This window comes from Mycobacterium sp. IDUB_17, from assembly GCF_055419465.1.
Genome location: NZ_JBVAXS010000005.1, coordinates 64,386 through 85,470 on the forward strand (window position 1 = coordinate 64,386; position 21,085 = coordinate 85,470).

Below are 21,085 nucleotides of genomic sequence, written 5' to 3' on the forward strand. Positions count from 1 at the left end.
CGATGTACGTCACTAAGGAGCTTCCGTTGGAACTGCATCACTTGTCCGCCGTCGAGGCGACGGCGCTGTTTCGCAGCCGGGATCTTTCCCCCGGCGAACTGCTCGAGGCGGTCGTTGCCAGGACGGCCGCCACCGAACCCGCGGTCAACGCCGTGACCGAGCAATGGCTCGACGAAGCCCGCGAAGACGCCCGACGGTCGGAGCAACGTTTCGTACGCGGTGAGGAGGTCGCGCCGCTGGAGGGAATCCCGCTGATGCTCAAAGACGAGCAGCCGGTCGCGGGGCGCCTCTGTGAGGACGGGTCCATGCTGGAGAAGGGCCGGATCGCCGACATCACCCATCCCATCGTGGATCGAATCCGCGCGGCGGGGGCCGTCATCCATGGCAGGACCACCACACCGGAGTTCTGCTGCGCGCCGGTCACCCACTCCGACCTGTGGGGCGTGACCCGCAACCCGTGGAACCTCACGCTCACTCCGGGCGGTTCGTCCGGCGGAGCCGGTGCCGTGCTGGCCGCGGGGTCGACGGTGCTGGCCACCGGCTCCGACATCGGCGGCTCGATCCGGATCCCGTCGTCGTTCTGCGGAGTCGTCGGATACAAGCCGCCGTTCGGACGGGTCCCCGGTCTCCCTCCGTTCAACTCCGACACGTACTGCGCCGATGGGCCCATGGGCCGCAGCGTCGCCGACGTCGCGCTGCTCCAGAATGTGATCGCGGGCCCTTGGTCTGGGGATCAGGCGTCCCTGCGGCAGTCGGCACCGGTCTCCGCCGATGTGACCTCGCTGCGCGGCACCCGGATCGCACTCTGCCTCACGTTGGGCGACTACGCGGTCGACCCGGTGATCGCGGAGAACACACGGACTGTCGCCGCCGCGCTCCGGGCCGCAGGCGCCGACGTACAGGAAGTCACCCTGCCGTGGCAGACCCAGCAGGTACTCGACACTGCGTGGGCCCATTTCGGCGCCGTGATGGGGCCGTTCATCGAGCAGGTCGCCGAGGGCGACCCGGAGATGCTCCAGGCCCTGATGCCCTACACGCGGGCATTTGCAGCGTCGGCTGCCGGGTCATCCGATTACGTCGCGGGCCTGTCCGCGGAGGCCGACTTCTACCGCCCGTTCGGGGAGCTGATGGAGGGCTTCGACGCGCTGGTGTGTCCGACCATGGCCGTCACCGGACTCGACGCCGAAGCCGCATGTCTGGACACCCAGCAGGTCTTCAAGACCATGATGACGTTGCCGTTCAACGTGATCGGACGGGTTCCGGTACTGGCAGTCCCGTCCGGCAGGGCGCCCAACGGCGTGCCCACCGGGGTTCAGATCGTGGGTCGCACCTACGACGACGCAACGGTGTTCCGGGTCGGCGCCGCGCTCGAGCACGAACTGGCGCTGTGGACTGATCCCGGATGGTGGCCGGACCTGCCCATCCAGTTGGCACGGTGACGTCCGTCCAACCCGCCGCCGATCGGCGGGTATCCGGCGGAGGCTTGGCGTCCGGACGGCTCGGGACCTTCGACATCGTCTTCTTCGTCATCGCCGCGGCGGCACCGCTGGCGGTGGTTGCGGGGTCCGCACCGCTCGCGTTCAGGCTGGGCGGGTTGGGTACTCCGGGCGCCTACGTCTTCTGTGGTTTGGTGTACATCCTGTGCGCGGCCGGCCTGACGGCCTTCGCGCAGCACGTGCGCAACGCGGGCGCGTTCTACGCCTTCATCGGACGCGGACTCGGGCGACCCGCCGGAGTCGGGTCGGCGCTCCTCGCGCTGTTGTCGTACGGGCTCGTCTGCTTCGGCTTCTATGGCTTCTTCGGCTCGTATGCGAAGACGGCTGTCCATGATCTCGTGGGTATCGACCTGCACTGGTTCGTCTACTCCCTCGCAGGTGCTGCTTTCGTGGCAGTACTCGGTTACCGGCAGATCGACATCGGCGCACGGGTTCTGGGAGTGCTGATGACCCTCGAGGTTCTGATCCTCGCGGTGCTGTCCATCACCATTCTCATCAAGAACGGCTCAGCCAATCTGTCGTCGCAACCCTTCGAGCCGGCCAACGTCTTCAACTCCGGTGCGGGAGGAATGTTCGTTCTCGCGCTGGGCGCCTTCATCGGCTTCGAGAGCACGGCGATCTATGCCGAGGAGGCCCGGAACCCGGAGCGGTCCGTGCCCCGGGCAACGTACGCCGCGGTGGCGTTCCTCGCCCTGTTCTACGGATTCACCACCTGGATCGCGGTCGACGCATTCGGCGTGGACAAGCTGCTTGCCATGACCCAGGCAGACGACTTCCAGAGCCTGTACTTCGGCCTCGCCGACACCTACCTCGGTGGCTGGGCGAAGACCACCATGGACCTACTGATCGTGACGAGCATCCTCGCGGCCACGATCGCGTTCCACAACGCGACCTCGCGGTACATGTTCGCCCTCGGCCGGGACCGGATCCTGCCCGCGCGGCTGGGACAGGCGCACCCGCGGTTCGGATCTCCCAGCCGGGCCAGCGTGGTGACAACACTCGGATCGGTCCTGCTGATCGCCGTCACCGTGGGGCTGCACGGCGATCCGTATCTGCACCTCCTGCTGTGGACGAACACCGTGGGCATCGTCGGAATCGTGGTGTTGCAGGTCCTCTGCATGGCAGCGGTCATCCGGTTCTTCGCACGGGATCGCCGCGGCAACACGGCATTCCGGGTCTGGGTGGCGCCCGCGCTCGGTGCGGCCGGGTTGATCGTCGGCCTCTACCTCATGCTGACCAATCTCGATCTGCTCACGGGCCGCACCGACTGGGTCAACTGGGCACTGGTAGCTCCGTTGCCGCTGGTCGGCCTCGGCGGCTACGTCTGGGCGCGGATCACCCGAGGCCGGCGCCCGAGCGAAGCCGGCGCCGACTGACGCCCCACTAGTCGCTGGCCGGAAGGGGCTTGGCCTCTTTGAGGCTGAGGGCGGTGGTCCCGACCGAGAGCGTGCCGGTACCGGCCTTGGTGACCAGCACCTCGGCCCCGCCTTCGTCGACGTAGCGCTTGCCCATCAGGTTGCCGTCGGAGAACGCCGCGTCGATCGTTGCGGCCGAGTCCTTTTCGGCGTCAAGTGCGACCATCGCGACGCCGCCGGCCCGGAGGTCGTCGAGGCTGTCGGCGCTGCGCACCACGATGACCTGGGTGTCGCACACCTGGCTCTGCAGGCGGGTGCCGTTCTTGATCATGCTGACTCCTTACGGGGTGTGCTCTGAGACGGGTGCGAGTTCGTCGACCAGCTGGCGGCGCAGGACCTTGCCGGTCGGGTTGGTGGGCAGTTCGTCGCGGAATACCACCCGGTCAGGGGTGCGTGAACCGCGCAACTGCTTGCGCACATGATCGCGCAACGCTTCCGGGTCGGGCGAGGTGCCCTCGACGGGCACCACGACGGCCACGATGATCTGTCCCCATTGCGGGTCCTCGGGGCCGACGACGGCCACGTCGCGGACTTCGGGATGCTCGACGAGCACGTCCTCGATCTCGGCCGGGGCGATGTTCTCCCCGCCGCGGATGATGGTGTCGTCGGACCGTCCGCCGATGAACAGGTAGCCGCCCTCGTCGAGCATGGCGACATCCTTTGTGGGGAACCAGCCTTCGGCGTCGAGCACCGACCCGATGTCGGTGTAGCGGCCGGACACCTGTTCACCCCGTACGAACAGTTCTCCGGTCTCACCGGCGCCCAGCACGGTGCCGTCCTCGGCGCGGATCTGGACCTCGATGCCGGGGACCACCTGGCCGACCGAACCGAGCCGACGGGCGGCGGTCGCGTCCTCTGCGGCCAGTGCCTCGCGGTGATCGTCGGGGCCCAGAACCGCGATGGTGGAACTGGTTTCGGTCAATCCGTACGCGTTGACGAACCCGACGTTGGGCAGTAGCTGAAGTGCCTTGCGCACCAGCGGCAGCGCGACCTTCGAGCCACCGTAGGCGAGGTTGCGCAGGGTGGGCAGTTGGAGGCCGGCGGCTTCGAGGGCGGTGACGATGCGGTCCAGCATGGTCGGCACCACGGTGGCCGACGTGACGCCTTCGGTGCGGACCAGATCGACCCATGTGTCGGCGTCGAAGTGTCGCAGGTACACCATCTTCCGACCGGCGTACAGATTCGACATCGCCGCGCTGACCCCGGCGATGTGATACGGCGGGACGCAGATCAGGGCGGCGTCTTCCTCTGCCGCCGAGGCGAATTCGACTGTCCCGGTGATGTAGCTGGTGAGGTTGTTGTGGGTGAGCTCGACGGCCTTGGGGCGTGAGGTCGTGCCTGAGGTGAACAGCACGACCGCGACCGCGTCGGGGTCGGCGAACTCGGCCGCGGGTTCGGCGGTGCGCGCCGCCGCCAGGAACTCCTCGGAGGTGATGATCTGCCTGCCCGCTCCGGCGACGACATCGGCGTATTCGGCGTCGGTGACCACCAGCGCCTCGGGCAGCCGCTCGATCAGTTCGTGCAGTCCGTCCTTGCTGAGCCGGTAGTTCAGCGGGGTGAACGGCACGGCGGCACGGGCGGAGGCGAACAACAGCAATGGCAGCATCCCGCCGCCGGTACCGACATATGCCACGTGGGCGGCCCCGGAGGCGGCGATCACGCCGGCGCCCCCGTCGGCCAGGGTGCTGAGTTCCTCGGTGGTCAGGCGGAGATCGTCGGACACCACTGCGGTGCGGTCGGGTCCGCCCGAGACCGCCATCTCCAGCAGTAGCGAGATGCTCATAGGCCTTGTCCCGGTGCGTCGATGAAGATGTCGATGATCGGATTATCCCCGCCGCCGTAGCGTGACAGGTCGGTGACGCCGGAAGCGGTGAGCACCTCCGAGTCGATGAAGGTCTGACCGTTCACCTCGCCGGCCGGTCGGGACAGGATCTCCACGGCCGCGTCCGCCATGATCTCGGGGTTGCGGGACTGAGAGGCCATCTTGTCGCCGTCGGCGAGGTTCGTCACCGCGGCGGTGGCGATGTAGGTCTCGGGCCACAGGCAGCTGAAACCGATTCCGGCATCCGCGTATTCAGCGGCCCAGCCCAGCGACAGCAACGTCATTCCGTACTTGGACAGGGTGTAGGAGGGGTGCACGCCCAGCCAGTAGGGGTTCATGTTCATCGGCGGGGCCAGCGTCAGCACCTGAGGGTTGGCAGACTTGCGCAGGTGCGGCAGCGCGGCTTTGGTGAGCAGGAACGTGCCGCGGACGTTGATGTCCATCATCAGGTCGAACTTCTTGGCCGATAGCGCCTCGGTGGGGTCGGTGGAGATGGCGCTGGCGTTGTTGATCACGATGTCGACGCCGCCGAAGTGTTCGACCGCGGCCTCGACCGCGCGGGCCACGTCCTCTTCCTTGCGTACGTCACCGACGACCGCGACGCCCTTGCCGCCGGCGGCCTCCACCTCGGCGACGGCGGTGTGCACGGTGCCGGGAAGCCTGGGATGCGGTTCGGCGGTCTTGGCCAGCAGCACCACGTTCGCCCCGCGGCGGGCGGCGCCGAGCGCAATCGCCAGTCCGATCCCGCGGCTGCCGCCGGATACGACCAGCGTGCGATCGGTGAATGACTCCTGCTGGCTGGACATGGTCCTCCTCGTCGAGCGCAGCGTCTGCTGTGCGCCGTTATCAACCGTACCCAAATGGTATTGGCATTCTCATTTTTAGCAAGTGGCGTAATCGTCGGCTGAGGCGCCCGAAGAATCGGCGTCGATCAGACTTGTTCGGCCGTGTCGCCGGAGCCGCTCTGTGTGCAGGTCGGAGCACTCCCGGCCAGTACAGGCGCCACATTTCCACCCTGCGGTATTGGCATTCTCATTTTTAGCAAGTACGTTATCCACTGATGAGCGAGCAAGTCGTCCCTCCAGTAGAGACACCATCTGGCATCCCGCTGGCGCCCGTCTACGGACCGAGCGACCGCGCGGTCGAGCCGCCTGCCCCAGGGACCTATCCCTTCACGCGCGGCAACTTCGCGTCCGGCTACCGCGGGAAGACCTGGACCTTCCGGCAGTACTCGGGTTTCGGCACCGCCGAGGAATCCAACCGCCGGTACCGCTATCTCCTCGATCAGGGTGGGACGGGCCTGTCGGTGGCGCTGGACCTGCCCACCCAGTGCGGCTACGACTCCGATGACGAGGAGTACGGCGAGGAGGTCGGTCGTGTCGGTGTTGCGGTGGACACCCTGGCCGACGCCGAGATCCTGTTCGACGGCATCCCGCTGGACAAGATCAGCACCAGCTTCACCATCAACGGCACCGCGGCCATCCTGCTGGCCTTCTACGTTGCCGCCGCGGAGAAGAAGGGCGTCCCGCGCGAGAAGCTGACCGGAACCATCCAGAACGACATCCTCAAGGAATACGCGTCGCGCGGGACCTGGATCTGGCCGCCCGAGCCGTCGCTGCGGCTGATCGCCGACACCATCGAGTTCTGTGCCGCCGAGGTGCCCCGGTTCAACGCGATCTCGGTGGCGGGTGCGCACTTCCGCGATGCGGGCGCCAACGCGGTGCAGGAGATGTCGTTCACGCTCGCCGATGGCGTCACCTACTGCGACACCGTGGTCGAGCGCGGCCGCATGACCATCGACAAGTTCGCCCCGCAAATCTCGTTCTTCTTCTACACCCACGGTGACTTCTTCGAGGAGATCGCCAAATATCGTGCCGGCCGGCGTCGTTGGGCCACGATCGTGCGGGAGCGCTACGGCGCGACCACCGACAAGGCCTCGATGTTCCGGTTCGGTTGTGTGGCGGGCGGGGCCTCTCTGTACGCGCCGCAGGCTCAGAACAACCTGGTGCGGGTGGCCTACGAGTCGCTGGCGGCGGTGCTGGGCGGTGTGCAGTCGATGTTCACCGCGGCGTGGGACGAACCGTTCGCCCTGCCCAGTGAGGAATCGGCGACGCTGGCACTGCGGACCCAGCAGATCCTGGCCTACGAAACCGGTGTCACCAAAGTCGCCGACCCGCTGGGCGGTTCGTACTTCGTCGAGGCGCTCACCGACGCCACCGAGGCCAAGATCGTCGAGATCATGGACGACCTGGAGAAGCACGGCGGCATGGTTCGCTGCATCGAGGACGGCTACCTGCAGGGCCTGATCGCCGACGAGGCTTTCAAGATCCACCAGCAGGTCGAGTCGGGGGAACGCCCGGTGGTCGGGGTCAACAAGTTCGTCACCGACGAGCCTGCGCCCGACATCGACACCTACGAGCTCGATGCCGAGGGGCGCGATCTGCAGCTCAAGCGACTGTCCAAGGTCAAGGCCGAGCGCGACGACGTTGCGGTCAAGGAGACTCTGGCCGCCCTGGCCAGAGGTGCCGAAGGCGACGACAACCTGATGCACCGGTTGATCGATTGCGCCAATGCGTATTGCACAGTGGGAGAGATGGTGTCGACCTTGAAGTCGGTGTGGGGCGAGTTCCAGCAGCCGGTGGTGTTCTAGATGGCGACTCGTGTACTCGTTGCGAAACCAGGGCTCGACGGTCACGACCGGGGCGCAAAGATCGTCGCGCGGACGCTGCGGGACGCCGGATTCGAGGTCATCTACACCGGTATCCGGCAGCGCATCGAGGACATCGTGTCGATCGCATTGCAGGAAGACGTTGCCCTGGTGGGCCTTTCGATCCTCTCGGGTGCGCACGTCGCATTGACCACCCGCACTGTCGAGGCGCTGCGGGCGGCCGATGCCGGTGACATCGCCGTCGTCGTCGGCGGCACCATCCCGCAGTCCGATGTCCAGAAGCTGCTGGACGCCGGTGCGGCAGCGGTGTTCCCGACGGGGACGTCGCTCGACACCCTGGTGACCGACGTTCGTGCGCTGACAGAAAAGGTTTCGGAATCATGAGGCTGGGCGTGATGATCGGGGCCGAGCGTGGCGACATGGCCCGCAAGGTCTCCAAGCTGGTCTCCGACATCCAGTGGGCCGAGTCGGCCGGACTGGACAGTGCGTGGATGCCCCAGGTGCCCAACGACTTCGACCTGCTCACCATGGTGGCGTTGATGGCGTCGAACACCACGCGCATCGAACTCGGCACCGCGGTGGTGCCGCTGCAGGCGCAGCACCCGATCGCACTGGCGCGGCAGGCGCTGTCGGTGCACGCCATCTCGGGTGGCCGGCTGGTCCTGGGTGTCGGGCCGTCGCACCACTGGATCGTCCGCGACATGCTGGGCCTGCCCTATGACAAGCCCGCCGCCTACACCCGGGACTACCTGCAGGTGCTCAACGCTGCCATCTCCGGGCCCGGAGACGTTGACGTGGAGAACGATTCCTTCACCGTGCACAACCCGACGGTGCTGGGCGCAGACACCCCGATGCCGGTGCTGGTGTCCGCGCTGGGCCCGGTGATGCTGCAGATCGCCGGTGAGCACGCCGACGGCACATCGCTGTGGATGGCCGACGAGAAGGCGATCGGCGAGCACATCGCTCCGAAGATCAACAAGGCCGCCGCGGAGGCCGGTAAGCCCGCGCCGCGCATCGTCGCCGGCATCCCGGTCACGCTGTGCGCCAACTCCGAGATCGAGGAAGCCAAGGACCGCGCCAACCGCGTCCTCGCCGAAGCCGAGACCTCGCCCAACTACCAGCGGCTGCTGGACCGCGGCGAGGCCCGTAACGTCGGCGATCTGCTCGCCGCGGGTGACGAGGAGTCAATCCTCAAGCGGTTCAAGCAGTTCGCCGACGCCGGGGTGACGGACCTGTCGGTTCGCCTGCTGCCGATCGGGGAGACCCGCGACGAGCTGATCGCGTCGAAGTACCGGACGCGTGAGGTGATCGCCGAACTCGCCAAGCGTCTGCGATGACCGCGCCGCTGGCGGGCATCCGCATCATCGAGGTCGGTGTCATGCTGGCCGGCCCGTACGCCACCATGATGCTGGCCGACCTGGGCGCTGAGGTGATCAAGGTCGAACCGCCCGGCGGGGAGATCTCCCGTCAGGTCAGTGACAGCTATTTCGCCAGCCTCAACCGGGGCAAGCGCAGCATCTGCATCGACCTCGCTTCCGAGGCTGGACAAGCGAAACTTGCTGAGCTGGTAGCTGATTCGCACGCGCTCCTGGTGAACATGAAGCCTTCGGTGATCCGCAGGTTGGGCCTCACCTATGAGAACCTGCGGCGCTTCAACGAGAAGATCGTCTGTGTCGCGATGACAGGATTCGGATTGGACGGGGGAGACGACCCGGCGTTCGACTACGTCATCCAGGCCGCCACCGGGGTGGCCGCGATGACCGGTGATCCCGACGGCCCGCCCACGTTGCCCGGCTACTCCTCGGCGGACAACTCGACCGGGCTGACTGCTGCGCTGGGCCTGCTGGCGATGATCGTCTCGGGCAATGGTGGGCAGGTGGACGTCTCGCTGCGCGATGTCATGCTCTCGCAGCTCAACTACCGCGCCTCGGCCTATCTCAACGACGGTGCCGAGCCGCGCCGCCATCCGTTCGGCGCGCATTCGTATTACGTGCCCGCGCAGCTGTTCCCGACCGCCGATGGGTATCTGGCGTTGTTCATCACCCATGACGGGTTCTGGAAGTCGTTCGCGGCTGAGGCCGGGATCGACGGTTTCGAGACCATGGCTGAGCGCGCCGCCCGCCGCGAGGAAGTGCTCGACGTGGTGACGGCGGTCCTGGCCACCGATACCGCGGCGGGTTGGGAGTCACGGCTCAAGCCGCTGGGGATTCCGGCGGCTGCCGTGCGTACCTTGCCGCAGGCGCTGGATGCGACACCCGAGATGGTCGTCACCGCTGGGGATTTCCGGCTCGTGGGCAGCCCGGTGCAGGTCGCCGGGTACACGCCGGACTACCGGCCAGCGCCGGCGTTCGATGAGTACAGCCAGCGGTCACCGGTTTCTGCACCAGAGTCGTGACTGCTTGATTTGTGCGACCCTGCTGTAGAAACCGGCGGCGCACATGGCGCTCGCTCATGGCGCTTGAGGTCAATCCTCGTCGTAGGAGACGGTCACTGAATCGCAGTCCGGGATGGCCTGGCAGGTCAGCACCCAGCCCTCGGCCACCTCGTCGTCGTCGAGCGCGTCGTTGACGCGCATGGTGGCGGTCCCCTCGAGGAGCTTGGCCATGCAGGTGCCGCAGTTGCCGGCCTCGCAGGAGAACGGAGGCGTCATACCGGCGCGGCGCGCGCTCTCCAGCAGCGTTTCGCCCTGCCGGCGGGGTACGGACAACTGCTCACGATCGAAGACGATCGTGACCTTGCCGTCCGCTTCGCTACCGACCGTCGGATCTGCCGTCATGTGACTCCCCTGTGCACGTACGTTCTGATATGAAGAGAATACCATTCTCGCTAACTGATAGTATCTTCTCGGTGTGCTCGACGGCCAGCGGAGCATGGGAAAGGGGCGGTGAATCTTGACTGGGATCGCAACTGTTCCTTGGGTGCGCACCCCGGTCGTGCTCGCCTTCGATGACCGTGACTACACCCTGGCCGAACTCGACGCGCTGACCAGCGGGATGGTCACCGAGCTGGAACGCCGCGGCGTCAGGCCGGGTGACCGCGTCGCGATGATGTCCTCCAACCGCCCCGAGTTCGTCGTCGCCCTGCGCGCGATCTGGGGCCTGGGCGCGGTGGCCGTGCTGATCAGCCCGGCCTGGAAAGAACGCGAGGTTGCCCACGCCCTCGCGCTGACAGCGCCCAGCCATGCGGTGGGCGATCACGAGGTGCTGGCGTCACACATGCCGATGTTGCATCTCGATGAGCCGGTCACCCCTGGCCTCCGGCGGTTCGACCCGCCCGACCCGGACAGCGACGCGCTGTTCGTCTTCAGCTCGGGGACCACCGGCCTGCCGAAGGCGGTGCGCCACACCCATCGCGGGTTCGCGACGGCCATCGACCATTGGCGTGACGCACTGGGGTTCACCAGCGCCGACCGTATGCAGATCATGACGCCGCCGTCGCACATCCTGGGGTTGCTCAACATCGCCATGGTGCTCGACACCGGCGCCTGGATGCGCCTGCACCGCCGCTTCGACGTCGACACGATGCTGCGCCACATCGAATCCGACCGCATCACGATCGAAATGGCGGTGGCACCAATTGCTTTGGCGCTGGCCGCGCACCCCGATCTGGGTCGCTACGATCTGTCGTCGCTGCGCTACGTGATGTGGTGTGCCACCCCGGTGACCCGCAGTGTCGCCGATGCCGCCACCGAACGTGCCGGGATCCGGTGGCTGACCGCCTACGGCACCACTGAACTCCCGGTGATCGCGTGTAATCCGCTGGATGCCACCCACATCGACACCGTGGGCACCCCGGTGCGCGGGGTCGACGTCCGCATCGGCGAGGACGGTGAGATCCAGGTGCGGTCCGACTCGGTGATGGCCGGTTATCTGCCGAAGGACGCCACCGCCGGGGCATTCTGTGACGGCTGGTATCGCACCGGCGACATCGGCTACCTCGATGACGACGGATACCTGCACATCACCGACCGCGCCAAGGAGATGGTCAAGGTCCGCGGCTTCCAGGTGGCACCGGCCGAGGTCGAGGCGGTGCTGCACGGCCACCCGGCGGTCACCGACTGCGCGGTGTTCGGCGTGACCGACGCGGCCGATGGCGAGGCCATCGTGGCCGCGGTGACGACACATTCTGCGGTGTCAGCCGAGGAACTCATCGACCTTGTCGGTGAGCGGCTGGCCTCGTACAAGCGGCCCCGCCGCGTGGAGTTCGTAACCGAGATACCCCGGTTACCTTCCGGAAAGGTATTGCGACGAGTGCTGAAGGAGCGGCATGGACGTTCGTCTGACGTCTGAACAGCAGCAGCTGCGAGAGGCCGCAGCGAAACTGGCCGACGACCTCGGACCGGATGCGGTCGGAGAGCTGTCGGATGAGGGCCGGATCGCCCGGTTGGAGAGCACGGTCGCCGCAACCGAGTGGCGCACACTGCGTTCCGACGGCGCCTCCGGCGTGGAAGTGGCGATCATCGCCGAGGAGTTCGGACGCGGTCTGGTCGACGTGCCGTTCCTCGGTCCGGTGCTCGCCGACGATCTGGCGCGGCGGCTCGATCGTGAGGTGAAGGTCGGCACGGAGGAAGCCGCCACCGCCGGTGTGGATCTGACGCGAAGCACCGTAGGTGCGGTCGAGTCGCCCGCCGAGCTCGCCGAGCTGTCGAGCGAGGACGCTTTGCGCTGGCAGGCGCTGGCGCTCGCTGCCACCAGCGCCGACCTGGTCGGTGCCGCGCGCGGCGTGCACGCGCTGGCCGTCGACTACGCGAAAGTCCGTGAGCAGTACGGCTCGACGATCGGGTCGTACCAGGCGGTCGCACACCTGCTGGCCGAAGGACTCGCGCTGATCGAGGGATCGATCAGCGTGCTGCGTCACGCGGCATGGGCCGTCGACGAACTGCCGGCCGAGGAAGCCGTCCGGGCCGGAAAGATCGCCAAGGTCTACTGCGCCCGCGCCGCGCGCACCGTCTGCGAGACCGCGATCCAGGTGCACGGCGGGATCGGAAACACCTGGGAATGCCTGGCGCATGTGTACCTGCGCCGGGTTCTGGTGGCCACCGAGTTGTGGCCAGTCAAGCTGGAGGACTTGGAGGTCACTGATCTTGGACTTTCGTGATTCACCTGAGGAAGCTGCCTTCCGGGACCGCCTGAGGACCTGGCTGGCCGACAACGCCGCGTCCTTCAAGGCATCCGGTGACGACTACTGGGCCCGGATGGGGGAGTGGCATCAGGCCCTCTATGCCGCAGGGTTTTTCGGCACCTCGTGGCCCGAGGAGTTCGGCGGCCAGGACCTGCCGCCGGTCTACGACGTCATCGTCGACGAGGAGCTGGCCCGGGCCGGTGCGCCGCCGCGGCCCAGCCTCGGCTACCTGGTGGTCGGCCTGGGTCATCACGGCAGCAAGGAACTGCAGCAGCGGTTCCTGCCAGGGATGATCAACGGCACCGAGCGTTGGTGCCAGGGCTTTTCGGAACCCGGCGCCGGTTCGGATCTCGCCTCGCTGACCACGACGGCGACGCGCGACGGCGACAACTACATCATCAACGGGCACAAGATCTGGACCAGCTACTCCGATGTCGCCGACTGGTGCCTGGTGCTGGCCCGCACCGACAAGACTGTGGCCAGGCACAAGGGGATCTCGGCGTTCATCGTGTCGATGCACCAGGACGGTATCGAGCAGCGGCCGCTGCAGATGATCAACGGTGTCACCACGGAGTTCGGTCAAGTGGCGTTCGACGGTGCGGTGGTGCCGGCCTCGAACATGGTGGGTGAGCCGGGCGACGGGTGGCGGCTGGCCATGACGGTGGTCAGCCATGAGCGTGAACCGTCGACCCTCGGTTATTCGGCGCGCTACGGAAAGCTGGTGCGCGAGATGGCCTCTCGGGTCGATGGGAAAGTGCCCGAAGACCTCGCCTGGGCCGGGGTACAGGCCGAGATGCTGCGGCTACATGTGCGACGGCGGTTGTCCGAACAACTCGACGGGCTCAAGCACGGCCCGGAGGGCTCGCTGGACAAGCTGCTCATGACCTGGGTCGAGCAGTCCGTCGGGCATGCCGCGCTGGCGGTCACCGGCACCAGCGATCCCGAACTGCTGAGCGCGTATCTCTACAGCCGCGCCCAGAGCGTCATGGGTGGCACATCGCAGATCCAGAAGAACATCATCGCGTCACGAATCCTCGGGCTGGGAGTCTAGATACATGTACGGAATGCCAGACGAAATCGATGTGCAGGCCGACGGCGCGCTGCGCATCATCACGCTGAACCGCCCCGATGCGCTCAATGCGGTCAACGACAACTTGCACGTCGGCCTCGCGCGGTTGTGGGAAGCGCTCAACGAGGACGCGGACGCCCGCGCCGCGGTGATCACCGGTGCGGGCCGGGCGTTCTCCGCGGGCGGTGACTTCAATTACCTCGATGAGTTGCGGCGTGATGAAGCCTTGCGGCAGAAGACGATCAAGCACGGACGCGACCTCGTCATCGGCATGGTGCGCTGCCGCATCCCGGTCGTCGCCGCGGTGAACGGCCCGGCCGTCGGGCTGGGCTGCAGCCTGGCCGCGCTGTCGGACGTCGTCTACATGGCCGAGAACGCACACTTCGCCGATCCGCACGTACAGATCGGGCTGGTGGCCGCCGACGGTGGTCCGCTGGTGTGGGGTTCGCAGATTTCGTTGTTGCAGGCCAAGGAGTTTGCACTCACGGGCGTGCGGATCAAGGCTCAGCGGGCAGTTGAACTGGGCCTGGCCAATCATGTGGTCGAGGACCCGCTGGCCGAGGCGATCGCGTGCGCGAAGAAGCTGATCGACCTGCCCAAGCAGGCGGTCGAGGCCACCAAGCGGTTGATGAACATCCAGTTGGAGCAGCAGGTGATGGCGTCGCTGGATTACGCAAACCTCGCCGAGTACGTGTCGTTCGGAACGGCTGATTTCAATCGGATCGTGGACGGCTTGATCGCGAAGAACTGATCACCGCTGTACCGCGAGCGTGCGTGTCTGTGCACGCTCGCGGGATATGGCGGGGCGCAAGCTGTTCCGGCACACGCGTGCGTAACGCAGTGGCGGTGATTCTGCGATTTTTCCGCCATGGCGTTACGCGCGACGGGCAGCTGGCAACTAGAAGGTGAGCGCCTCGGAGCGTTGGACGGTTCCGGTGACGCCGCCGGCATCTTGACCGGCCAGGCGTACCGCCGCGAGTCCCATCGCCTCGGGCGGCTCGACCATCTCCGGAGGGATCTGCAGCCCGCTGCCGCCGGCCTGCCAGCCCTCGGTCAGGACCACGCGTGACGGGCTGAGGCAGTTGACCGCGATGTTGTCACCGCGCAGGTCAGCAGCCAGGCCGAGATAGAGCCGTTCGGCCGCGGCCTTGGACACCCAGTAGGCATTGGCACCGTGCTCGACCATGTCGACCCCGGTGGTGGTGATCGCGATGAGTGACCCGCCGCCGCGCTTGCGAACATGCGGGATGACGGCCTTGGTCACCAGGAAAACCCCGGTGAGGTTGACGTCCAGGCACAGCTGCCAACGTTTGAGCGGTGTGGACTCGACCGGGCCGAGCCACAGCACACCGGCGTTGGCAACCAGGATGTCGATGCCGCCGAACTCCGAAACCGCCTCGGCGACAGCCTTGTTGACTGAATCCTCGTCGGTGACGTCACAGGCGACCGGCATTGCGCGCCCGCCAGCATCGTTGATGTCCGCGGCCACCGAGCCGATCGTGCCGGGCAGCTTGCCCGGTTGTTCGGAGCGGGCGGCCACGGCCACCGCGGCACCCTCGGCGGCCAGTGCGGCAGCGATCGTCGCGCCGATGCCGCGGCTGGCGCCGGCGACAAAGGCGACCTTTCCGGTCAGGTCCATCGCGTCAGACTATTACTTGGGAGGGAAGCGCAATGCCCCATCGAGGCGGATGATTTCGCCGTTGAGGTAGTCGTTTTCGATGATGCTCTGAGCCAGCTGGGCGTACTCGACCGAGCGGCCCATGCGCTTCGGGAACGGCACCTGCGGACCCCAGTACTGCTCGAGCTGATCGGCGGCCTTGCCGTAGGCAGGGGTGTTGATGGTGCCGGGGGCGATGGTGCAGACCCGGATGCCCAGGGGCGACAGGTCGCGTGCGGCGACGAGCGTCATCCCCAGCACGCCGCCCTTGGCAGCCGAGTACGGCAGCTGGCCGATCTGGCCCTCGAACCCGGCGATCGAGGCCGTGTTGACGATGACGCCGCGGCCGCCTTCCTCCAGCGGTTCGGTCTTGGCGATCGCCGCGGCCGACAGGCGCATCACGTTGAACACCGCGGTCAGATAGAACTCGATGGTCTTCTTGAACCCGTCGAGGTCCAGCGGGGACCCGTCCTTGCCGACCAATCGGCCGCCGGCGGCGGGCCCGCCATGGGTGTCCACCGAGATGCGGAGCGGGGCAAGGGCTTCGGCCTCGGCGATGGCGGCGAGCACCGACTCCTCGGAGGTGGCGTCGGTGCTCACATAGCGCACACCCAGCTCTTTCTCCAGGCTGGCGCCCTTCTCGTCGGCCAGGTCCGCGACGACCACCTTGGCTCCCGCTGCCTGCAGGCGGCGGACGGTCGCCTCACCCAGGCCACCCGCACCGCCGACGACGATCGCGGAACTACCGGCGATTTGCATACGGTTCCCCTTCTTGCAACTGAGACTCTCTGGCTGCGAGAATAGCATTCTCTTACCGGGTGAACCAGGGAGCAGATCAATGCCTGAAGCTGTCATCGTGTCCGCGCTGCGAACTCCTATCGGCACGGCGAAGAAGGGCACGTTGCGCGATACGGACGCCTACGCGCTGGCCGACCATGTGGTGCGCGCCGCATTGGAGAACATTCCTGCCGACCTGGCCGCATCAATCGACGACGTGATCCTGGGCGAAGGACTCTACGGTGGCGGCGTCATCGCCCGCCACGCCGCCATCACCGCCGGCCTGACAACGGTCCCCGGAGCGTCGATCAATCGGCACTGCGCGGCCGGTCAGGCCGCCGTGCAGAGTGCGGCCGCCAGCATCCGCGCCGGGATGGACCGGCTGATCCTGGCCGGCGGGGTGAACTCCGCCTCAACCTCACCGCGGTTCGTCCGCGCGACAAGCAGCGCCAAGGACGCCGAGTGGGTCAACTGGTTCCCGCCCACCCATCCCGACCGGCCGGACGCACCCAATATGGACATGTCGATCACAGTGGGGTGGAACGCCGCGGTGAAGGCCGGGGTGAGCCGCGAGGAGATGGACCAGTGGGCATTGGGATCGCACCTCAAGGCCGTCGCGGCGATCGACGAGGGGCGGTTCAAAGAGGAGATCGTTCCCATCGAAACTCCGCATGGGTTGTTCGACACCGATGAGCATCCGCGTCGCGACACCACACTGGAGAAACTGGCCGCGCTCAAGCCGCTGCATCCCGAGATCGACGGGTTCTCCATCACCGCCGGCAATGCGTGCGGTGCCAACGATGCGGCCGCGCTGCTGACCATCGCCAGCGACAAACTCGGGCTGCCGGCCCTGGCCACCATCAAGTCCTGGGCCTCGGTGGGCGTCGACCCGGCCTCCACCGGGCTGGCTCCCGTCGAGGCCATCACCAAAGCCCTTCGCCGGGCCGGTCTTTCGCTGTCGGACGTGGACCTGTTCGAGATCAACGAGGCCTTTGCGTCGATGTGCGTCGCCACCATCAAGCTGCTCGACATCGACCCGGAGATCGTCAACGTGAGCGGCAGCGGGTGCTCACTGGGCCATCCGGTGGCCGCCACCGGGGCGCGCATGCTGGCCACGATGGTCCATGAGTTGCGCCGGCGCGGTGGCGGTATCGGCGTGGCCGCCATGTGTGCGGGTGGCGGTATGGGTTCGGCGACGGTCATCGAGGTGCCTGCGTCGTAGTGTCATCACTGATGCCAGATATCGAAGAACTCATCACCGCGGCCCGCGGCGGATCCCAACGTGCCGTCGGGCGATTGCTGAGCCTGGTCGAAAGCGACCGTCGCGACGAGGTTCTCGCGGTGCTCAGCGCGGCATCTCCGCGCGTCATCGGGGTTACCGGGCCACCTGGGGCCGGAAAGTCGACGACGGTCGGCGCGCTCGTCGGCGCGTACCGGGACCGCGGTCTGCGGGTCGCGGTGCTTGCGGTGGATCCGTCGTCGCCGTACAGCGGCGGTGCACTGCTCGGGGACCGGATCCGGATGGCCGCCCACATCAATGATCCCGATGTGCTGATCCGCTCGGTGGCGACCCGTGGGCATCTGGGCGGGCTGGCCGCCGCGGTACCCGCGGCCATTCGGCTGCTTGCCGCGCTGTCCTACGACTTGATCGTGCTGGAGACGGTGGGCGTGGGGCAGTCCGAGATCGAGATCGCCGCCATCGCGGATCCGACCGTGGTGATCCTCAATCCCGGCGCGGGTGACGCCGTGCAGGCCGCCAAGGCCGGGCTGCTGGAGGTCGCGGATCTGGTGGTGGTGAACAAGGCCGACCGCGAGGGTGCCGATCAGACCGCGCGTGACCTTCGGGCCGAGGCGACTGTCCCGGTTCTCAAACTCGTTGCGGCCCAAGGGGAGGGGCTGGCCGAGCTGGTCGAGGCCATCGATGCTCACCATCGATCCGACACCGCGGCGCGCCGCGCCGCGCGGGCCAGGGCCCAGATCCTATCGCTGGCCCAGACCTTGTTGCGCAATCACGGTGAGCTGGACGGGCTGGCCGCCGCGGTGGCCGACGGCACCACTGACCCGTACAGCGCTGCGGCACAATTGATCGCGGATTCAGCCGGGTAGGGCCAGTACGCGTCGCATCGTCCGCAGCAGCTCGGTGCGCAGCGTGTCATCGTCGAGATCGGTCACCAGTGGGTGCATCACCGCGACGCTGATCACGCCGGACAACACTGCCGCATGGACCCGCGCGCCATCGCCGGACTGATCGCCGAGCATGGCCGCATAGAGCCGGTCGATGAACAGCTGGAACGGTTCGTGTTCGGCGAGCAGGCGCACCACGACCGGATCGAACTGCAGTGTGCTGGCGGCACGTCGACGCGATACGGCCATGTCGATCACCCGGGTGAGCAGGACTTCCCGAGCCCGGGTGGGCGAGCCCTCGGCCTCGGCCGCCTCGAGCGCATCCTCGAGCTGGCCGAGTTCACGCTCGGTGAGCGCGATGACAATGGCTTCCTTGGTCTTGAACTGGTGGTAGACAGCGGCTTTCGTGACACCGAGCGCGTCGGCGATCATCTGCAACGACGTCCCGCTGACCCCGTGCTCTGCGATCAGCTCAAGCGCCGCATCGAGGATGCGGGTCTGGGCTGCGCTGCGCGGGTTCCCGAGCACCACTCGACCGTAACTGATCAGCTCACCGACTTGCCGGTAGCGGCGGCATAGCCACTGCGGTAACCGAACACCATTGCGGGACCGAGCGTGCCGCCTGCCCCGCCGTAGGCCTTGCCCGTCACCCCGCCCATGGCGTTGCCCGCGGCGAACAGGCCGGGGATCGGGGCGCCGTTGACGTGCAGGACACGGCCGTCGCGGTCGGTGCGCGGTCCGCCCTTGGTGCCCATCGCGCCGATCTTGACGGGAACCGCGTAGAACGGCGCGGTGTCGAGTGGCCCGAGCGTCTGGCCGGCCGGGGTGGCGGCCGAGTTGTCGCCCCAGTACCCGTCATAGGCGCTGGATCCGCGGCCGAAGTCGGGGTCGACCTCGCGGGAGACGTTGTCATTCCAGCGGTTCAAGGTCTCGGCCAGTCCCTCGGCGTCGATACCGGTCTTGGCGCCGAGTTCGGCGAGGGTGGCCGATTCGCAGAACCAGTCCGGCACCACATCACCTGGTTCGACGCCGAGGAAGCCATAACGCTGCAGGTGCACGGAGTCGAACACGATCCAGGCCGGGTCGTTGGCATAGCCGACCTTGGGGTCGAGGTACTGGAAGGCGCCCGCCATCGAGTTGTACTCGCCCGCCTCGTTGAGGAAGCGCTTGCCCGCCCGGTTGACGATGACGCTGCGTGGCCGGGTGCGTTCCAGCCGCACACTGCGGCTACGCGGATGACCGTCGATGGTGTCGCCGGGAATCTGCACGATCGGCACCCACCACGCCTCACCCATGTTGGCCAGGTCGGCACCGAGCGCCATCGCCATCCGCAGCCCGTCGCCGGTGTTGTTCGGTGGGGACACCGCGCCGCGCATCGGCCCGCGCAGGTAGGCCTCGACCAGCTTTGCGTCCCACTCGAATCCGCCGGTGGCCAGCACCACGCCGCTGCGGGCGCGGACACGGACGTCGGCACCGTCGACGCTGATCCGCGCCCCGGCGATGCCGTCGGCGTCACCGACCAGTTCGATCGCGCGGGCCTCGGTGACCGGCTGGATGTCGCGATCGAGCAGGCCGCGCAGCAGACCGGCGATCAGTGCGGTGCCGGCGACACAGAGGTCGGCGTCGGGATAGTCGTGGACGGCGTGAATGCGGGCGCGAGTTTCCGCGTCGATGCCGACGTTGCTGAAATCCGCCGGGAATGAGGTGATCCGGTGCCGCCAGACGCCGAGCTTGCCCTGATCCACCGGGCCGGCGCTCAGCGAGCGGCCGCCGCCCGGGCGGCCGCCGGGCAGCTCGGGCTTGTAATCGGGAAAGCCCTCGGCGACGGCGAAACGCAGCTCGCTGTGCTCCTCGACGAAGTCGAGCATCGCCGGGCCGGTCCGCACGAGGGTGTCGACCAGATCGGCATCCATGTAGCCGAGCGATTGGGCCTGCAGGTAGTCGATCGCGTCGGCGACCGGCAGCGGCCCGTCAGCGCTGCGGTCATGGGCCGGGATCCAGACGATGCCGCCGGAGACCGCGGTCGTGCCGCCGACCGTGGGCGCCTTCTCGTAGATCGCGACCGACGCGCCGCTGACCGACGCGGTCAGTGCGGCGGTGAGCCCTGCGCCACCACTGCCCAGTACGACGACGTCGACCTCGTTGTCCCAATCAGTCATGTGCGCATCGCCTTTCAGTACAGAATCGCCGATAGTTCGTTTGCTGCCCGGACCACCGCGTCCTTGCCGCCCAGCACGACGTCTTCGCGGTGCGAGATGAGATTGATGCAGGTGGGCGGCGACGGCAGACGCCGGCGCACGGGCACCGCAAGGCCATAGGTGTCCGGTTCGATCTCGCCGTGGGTGATCACCCAACCCTGTTCGCGGGTCTCGCGCACCAGTTCGCGTTCGCCGGGACGCGGCGGCATGCTCGCCAGCAGTGCCACTCCGGCGGCGCCGCGCTCCAGCGGATGGCGGCTGCCCTCGTGGAAGGACAGTTGGTAGAACACCTGCGTCGGGACGATCACCGCGACCGCCACCTGCTGATCGCCCTCGGCCACCAGCAACGACACCGTGCTGCCGAGCTCGTCGGCAAGGGCGCGCAGGGTCGGGACGCTGAGCTGGCGCATGTTGTTGTCGAAGGACGCACCGAGTGCGGCTAGGCCGGCGCCCGGCCGGTAGCGGCCGTCCTCACCCTTTGTCACGTACCGGAACTGGCTGAGGGTGGCCAGCAGCCGGTAGGCGATCGTGCGATGGGCGCCGACCTGGTCGGCGACCTGTTGCACGGTGAGCCCGGTCGGGGCTGCGGCGATGGCCGCGAGCGCGCTCAATCCGCGCGCCAGCGTCTGTGAACCCGGCACCCCGTTGGGGGTGCTGTCGGTCTTCGTTTGTGCCTGCGGCTGGGTTGCCTTGGCCGGCATCGCGCCCCTCCTTGACAGATAGAACCGCGAGAGTGAT

Annotated in this window: 21 protein-coding genes; 12 read left to right on the forward strand and 9 right to left on the reverse strand. The window is 67.3% G+C overall.

Annotation, left to right across the window (positions count from 1 at the left end; all coding sequences use genetic code 11):
* The first annotated feature begins 26 nt into the window (after nt 1–26).
* Together ACZYZ7_RS21230 and ACZYZ7_RS21235 are read left to right on the forward strand one after the other, a co-directional pair.
* On the forward strand, nt 27–1,439 hold the full coding sequence (locus tag ACZYZ7_RS21230) for an amidase (protein ID WP_450072247.1): 1,413 nt from the start codon (nt 27–29) through the stop codon (nt 1,437–1,439).
* Nucleotides 1,436–2,872: an APC family permease gene (locus tag ACZYZ7_RS21235; RefSeq protein WP_450072248.1), complete on the forward strand. Its 1,437-nt coding sequence runs from the start codon at nt 1,436–1,438 to the stop codon at nt 2,870–2,872. Before ACZYZ7_RS21230 ends, ACZYZ7_RS21235 begins: the two co-directional genes overlap by 4 nt.
* A gap of 7 nt (nt 2,873–2,879) precedes the next feature.
* Here the strand turns inward: ACZYZ7_RS21235 and ACZYZ7_RS21240 are convergent, their stop codons facing one another.
* From ACZYZ7_RS21240 to ACZYZ7_RS21250, 3 genes are read right to left on the reverse strand one after another with little or no spacing between them, the layout of a single operon-like run.
* On the reverse strand, nt 2,880–3,182 hold the full coding sequence (locus ACZYZ7_RS21240; RefSeq protein WP_450072249.1) for a hypothetical protein: 303 nt from the start codon (nt 3,180–3,182) through the stop codon (nt 2,880–2,882).
* A 9-nt stretch (nt 3,183–3,191) separates the two neighbouring features.
* Nucleotides 3,192–4,694 (reverse strand): class I adenylate-forming enzyme family protein, encoded by a 1,503-nt coding sequence (locus tag ACZYZ7_RS21245; protein ID WP_463741751.1) that lies wholly within the window; start codon nt 4,692–4,694, stop codon nt 3,192–3,194.
* The gene (locus ACZYZ7_RS21250) at nt 4,691–5,539 is read right to left on the reverse strand and encodes an SDR family oxidoreductase (protein ID WP_450072251.1); all 849 of its coding nucleotides are present in this window, start codon (nt 5,537–5,539) and stop codon (nt 4,691–4,693) included. The genes ACZYZ7_RS21245 and ACZYZ7_RS21250 overlap by 4 nt, the downstream gene beginning before the upstream one ends.
* Nucleotides 5,540–5,793: 254 nt before the next feature.
* On the opposite strand from ACZYZ7_RS21250, the gene ACZYZ7_RS21255 reads away from it, so the two are divergent.
* Genes ACZYZ7_RS21255 through ACZYZ7_RS21270 form a run of 4 tightly spaced genes read left to right on the forward strand, consistent with a single transcriptional unit; the run spans nt 5,794 to nt 9,796 of the window.
* Complete coding sequence (locus ACZYZ7_RS21255) at nt 5,794–7,383, forward strand: methylmalonyl-CoA mutase family protein (RefSeq protein ID WP_450072252.1); 1,590 nt, start codon at nt 5,794–5,796, stop codon at nt 7,381–7,383.
* A complete protein-coding gene (locus ACZYZ7_RS21260; protein ID WP_044522188.1) occupies nt 7,384–7,785 on the forward strand; it encodes a cobalamin B12-binding domain-containing protein in 402 nt (133 codons plus the stop codon).
* Nucleotides 7,782–8,738 carry an LLM class F420-dependent oxidoreductase gene (locus tag ACZYZ7_RS21265; RefSeq protein ID WP_450072253.1) on the forward strand — a complete coding sequence of 319 codons (957 nt, stop codon included), beginning with the start codon at nt 7,782–7,784 and terminating at the stop codon, nt 8,736–8,738. Before ACZYZ7_RS21260 ends, ACZYZ7_RS21265 begins: the two co-directional genes overlap by 4 nt.
* The gene (locus tag ACZYZ7_RS21270; RefSeq protein ID WP_450072254.1) at nt 8,735–9,796 is read left to right on the forward strand and encodes a CaiB/BaiF CoA transferase family protein; all 1,062 of its coding nucleotides are present in this window, start codon (nt 8,735–8,737) and stop codon (nt 9,794–9,796) included. The genes ACZYZ7_RS21265 and ACZYZ7_RS21270 overlap by 4 nt, the downstream gene beginning before the upstream one ends.
* Before the next feature lie 69 nt (nt 9,797–9,865).
* Here the strand turns inward: ACZYZ7_RS21270 and ACZYZ7_RS21275 are convergent, their stop codons facing one another.
* On the reverse strand, nt 9,866–10,177 hold the full coding sequence (locus ACZYZ7_RS21275; protein WP_167857929.1) for a 2Fe-2S iron-sulfur cluster-binding protein: 312 nt from the start codon (nt 10,175–10,177) through the stop codon (nt 9,866–9,868).
* A 217-nt stretch (nt 10,178–10,394) separates the two neighbouring features.
* On the opposite strand from ACZYZ7_RS21275, the gene ACZYZ7_RS21280 reads away from it, so the two are divergent.
* From ACZYZ7_RS21280 to ACZYZ7_RS21295, 4 genes are read left to right on the forward strand one after another with little or no spacing between them, the layout of a single operon-like run.
* Entirely contained in the window at nt 10,395–11,690 is a 1,296-nt protein-coding gene (locus ACZYZ7_RS21280; protein ID WP_450072314.1) for a class I adenylate-forming enzyme family protein, read from the forward strand.
* On the forward strand, nt 11,668–12,498 hold the full coding sequence (locus ACZYZ7_RS21285) for an acyl-CoA dehydrogenase family protein (RefSeq protein ID WP_450072255.1): 831 nt from the start codon (nt 11,668–11,670) through the stop codon (nt 12,496–12,498). The genes ACZYZ7_RS21280 and ACZYZ7_RS21285 overlap by 23 nt, the downstream gene beginning before the upstream one ends.
* The gene (locus tag ACZYZ7_RS21290) at nt 12,485–13,573 is read left to right on the forward strand and encodes an acyl-CoA dehydrogenase family protein (protein ID WP_205264225.1); all 1,089 of its coding nucleotides are present in this window, start codon (nt 12,485–12,487) and stop codon (nt 13,571–13,573) included. The genes ACZYZ7_RS21285 and ACZYZ7_RS21290 overlap by 14 nt, the downstream gene beginning before the upstream one ends.
* Before the next feature lie 4 nt (nt 13,574–13,577).
* A complete protein-coding gene (locus ACZYZ7_RS21295; RefSeq protein WP_211155285.1) occupies nt 13,578–14,342 on the forward strand; it encodes an enoyl-CoA hydratase/isomerase family protein in 765 nt (254 codons plus the stop codon).
* Between the two features lie 147 nt (nt 14,343–14,489).
* Here ACZYZ7_RS21295 and ACZYZ7_RS21300 read toward each other — a convergent pair whose 3' ends face one another.
* Together ACZYZ7_RS21300 and ACZYZ7_RS21305 are read right to left on the reverse strand one after the other, a co-directional pair.
* A complete protein-coding gene (locus ACZYZ7_RS21300; protein WP_463741752.1) occupies nt 14,490–15,230 on the reverse strand; it encodes an SDR family NAD(P)-dependent oxidoreductase in 741 nt (246 codons plus the stop codon).
* Nucleotides 15,231–15,242: 12 nt separating this feature from the next.
* Nucleotides 15,243–16,007 (reverse strand): SDR family NAD(P)-dependent oxidoreductase, encoded by a 765-nt coding sequence (locus tag ACZYZ7_RS21305; RefSeq protein ID WP_090435031.1) that lies wholly within the window; start codon nt 16,005–16,007, stop codon nt 15,243–15,245.
* A 79-nt stretch (nt 16,008–16,086) separates the two neighbouring features.
* Between ACZYZ7_RS21305 and ACZYZ7_RS21310 the strand changes: the two genes are divergently transcribed.
* Both ACZYZ7_RS21310 and meaB read left to right on the forward strand, forming a co-directional pair.
* A complete protein-coding gene (locus ACZYZ7_RS21310; RefSeq protein WP_450072257.1) occupies nt 16,087–17,247 on the forward strand; it encodes a thiolase family protein in 1,161 nt (386 codons plus the stop codon).
* Nucleotides 17,248–17,258: 11 nt separating this feature from the next.
* Nucleotides 17,259–18,131: a methylmalonyl Co-A mutase-associated GTPase MeaB gene (gene meaB / locus ACZYZ7_RS21315; protein ID WP_450072258.1), complete on the forward strand. Its 873-nt coding sequence runs from the start codon at nt 17,259–17,261 to the stop codon at nt 18,129–18,131.
* Here meaB and ACZYZ7_RS21320 read toward each other — a convergent pair.
* The 3 genes from ACZYZ7_RS21320 to ACZYZ7_RS21330 are packed head-to-tail and all read right to left on the reverse strand — an operon-like array spanning nt 18,120 to nt 21,048.
* Nucleotides 18,120–18,677 carry a TetR/AcrR family transcriptional regulator gene (locus ACZYZ7_RS21320; protein WP_450072259.1) on the reverse strand — a complete coding sequence of 186 codons (558 nt, stop codon included), beginning with the start codon at nt 18,675–18,677 and terminating at the stop codon, nt 18,120–18,122. The two genes, meaB and ACZYZ7_RS21320, sit on opposite strands and share 12 nt — an antisense overlap.
* Before the next feature lie 17 nt (nt 18,678–18,694).
* Nucleotides 18,695–20,308, reverse strand: a complete 1,614-nt coding sequence (locus tag ACZYZ7_RS21325; protein ID WP_450072260.1) for an FAD-dependent oxidoreductase — start codon at nt 20,306–20,308, stop codon at nt 18,695–18,697.
* A 14-nt stretch (nt 20,309–20,322) separates the two neighbouring features.
* Nucleotides 20,323–21,048, reverse strand: a complete 726-nt coding sequence (locus ACZYZ7_RS21330; protein WP_450072261.1) for an IclR family transcriptional regulator — start codon at nt 21,046–21,048, stop codon at nt 20,323–20,325.
* Nucleotides 21,049–21,085 lie beyond the last annotated feature (37 nt).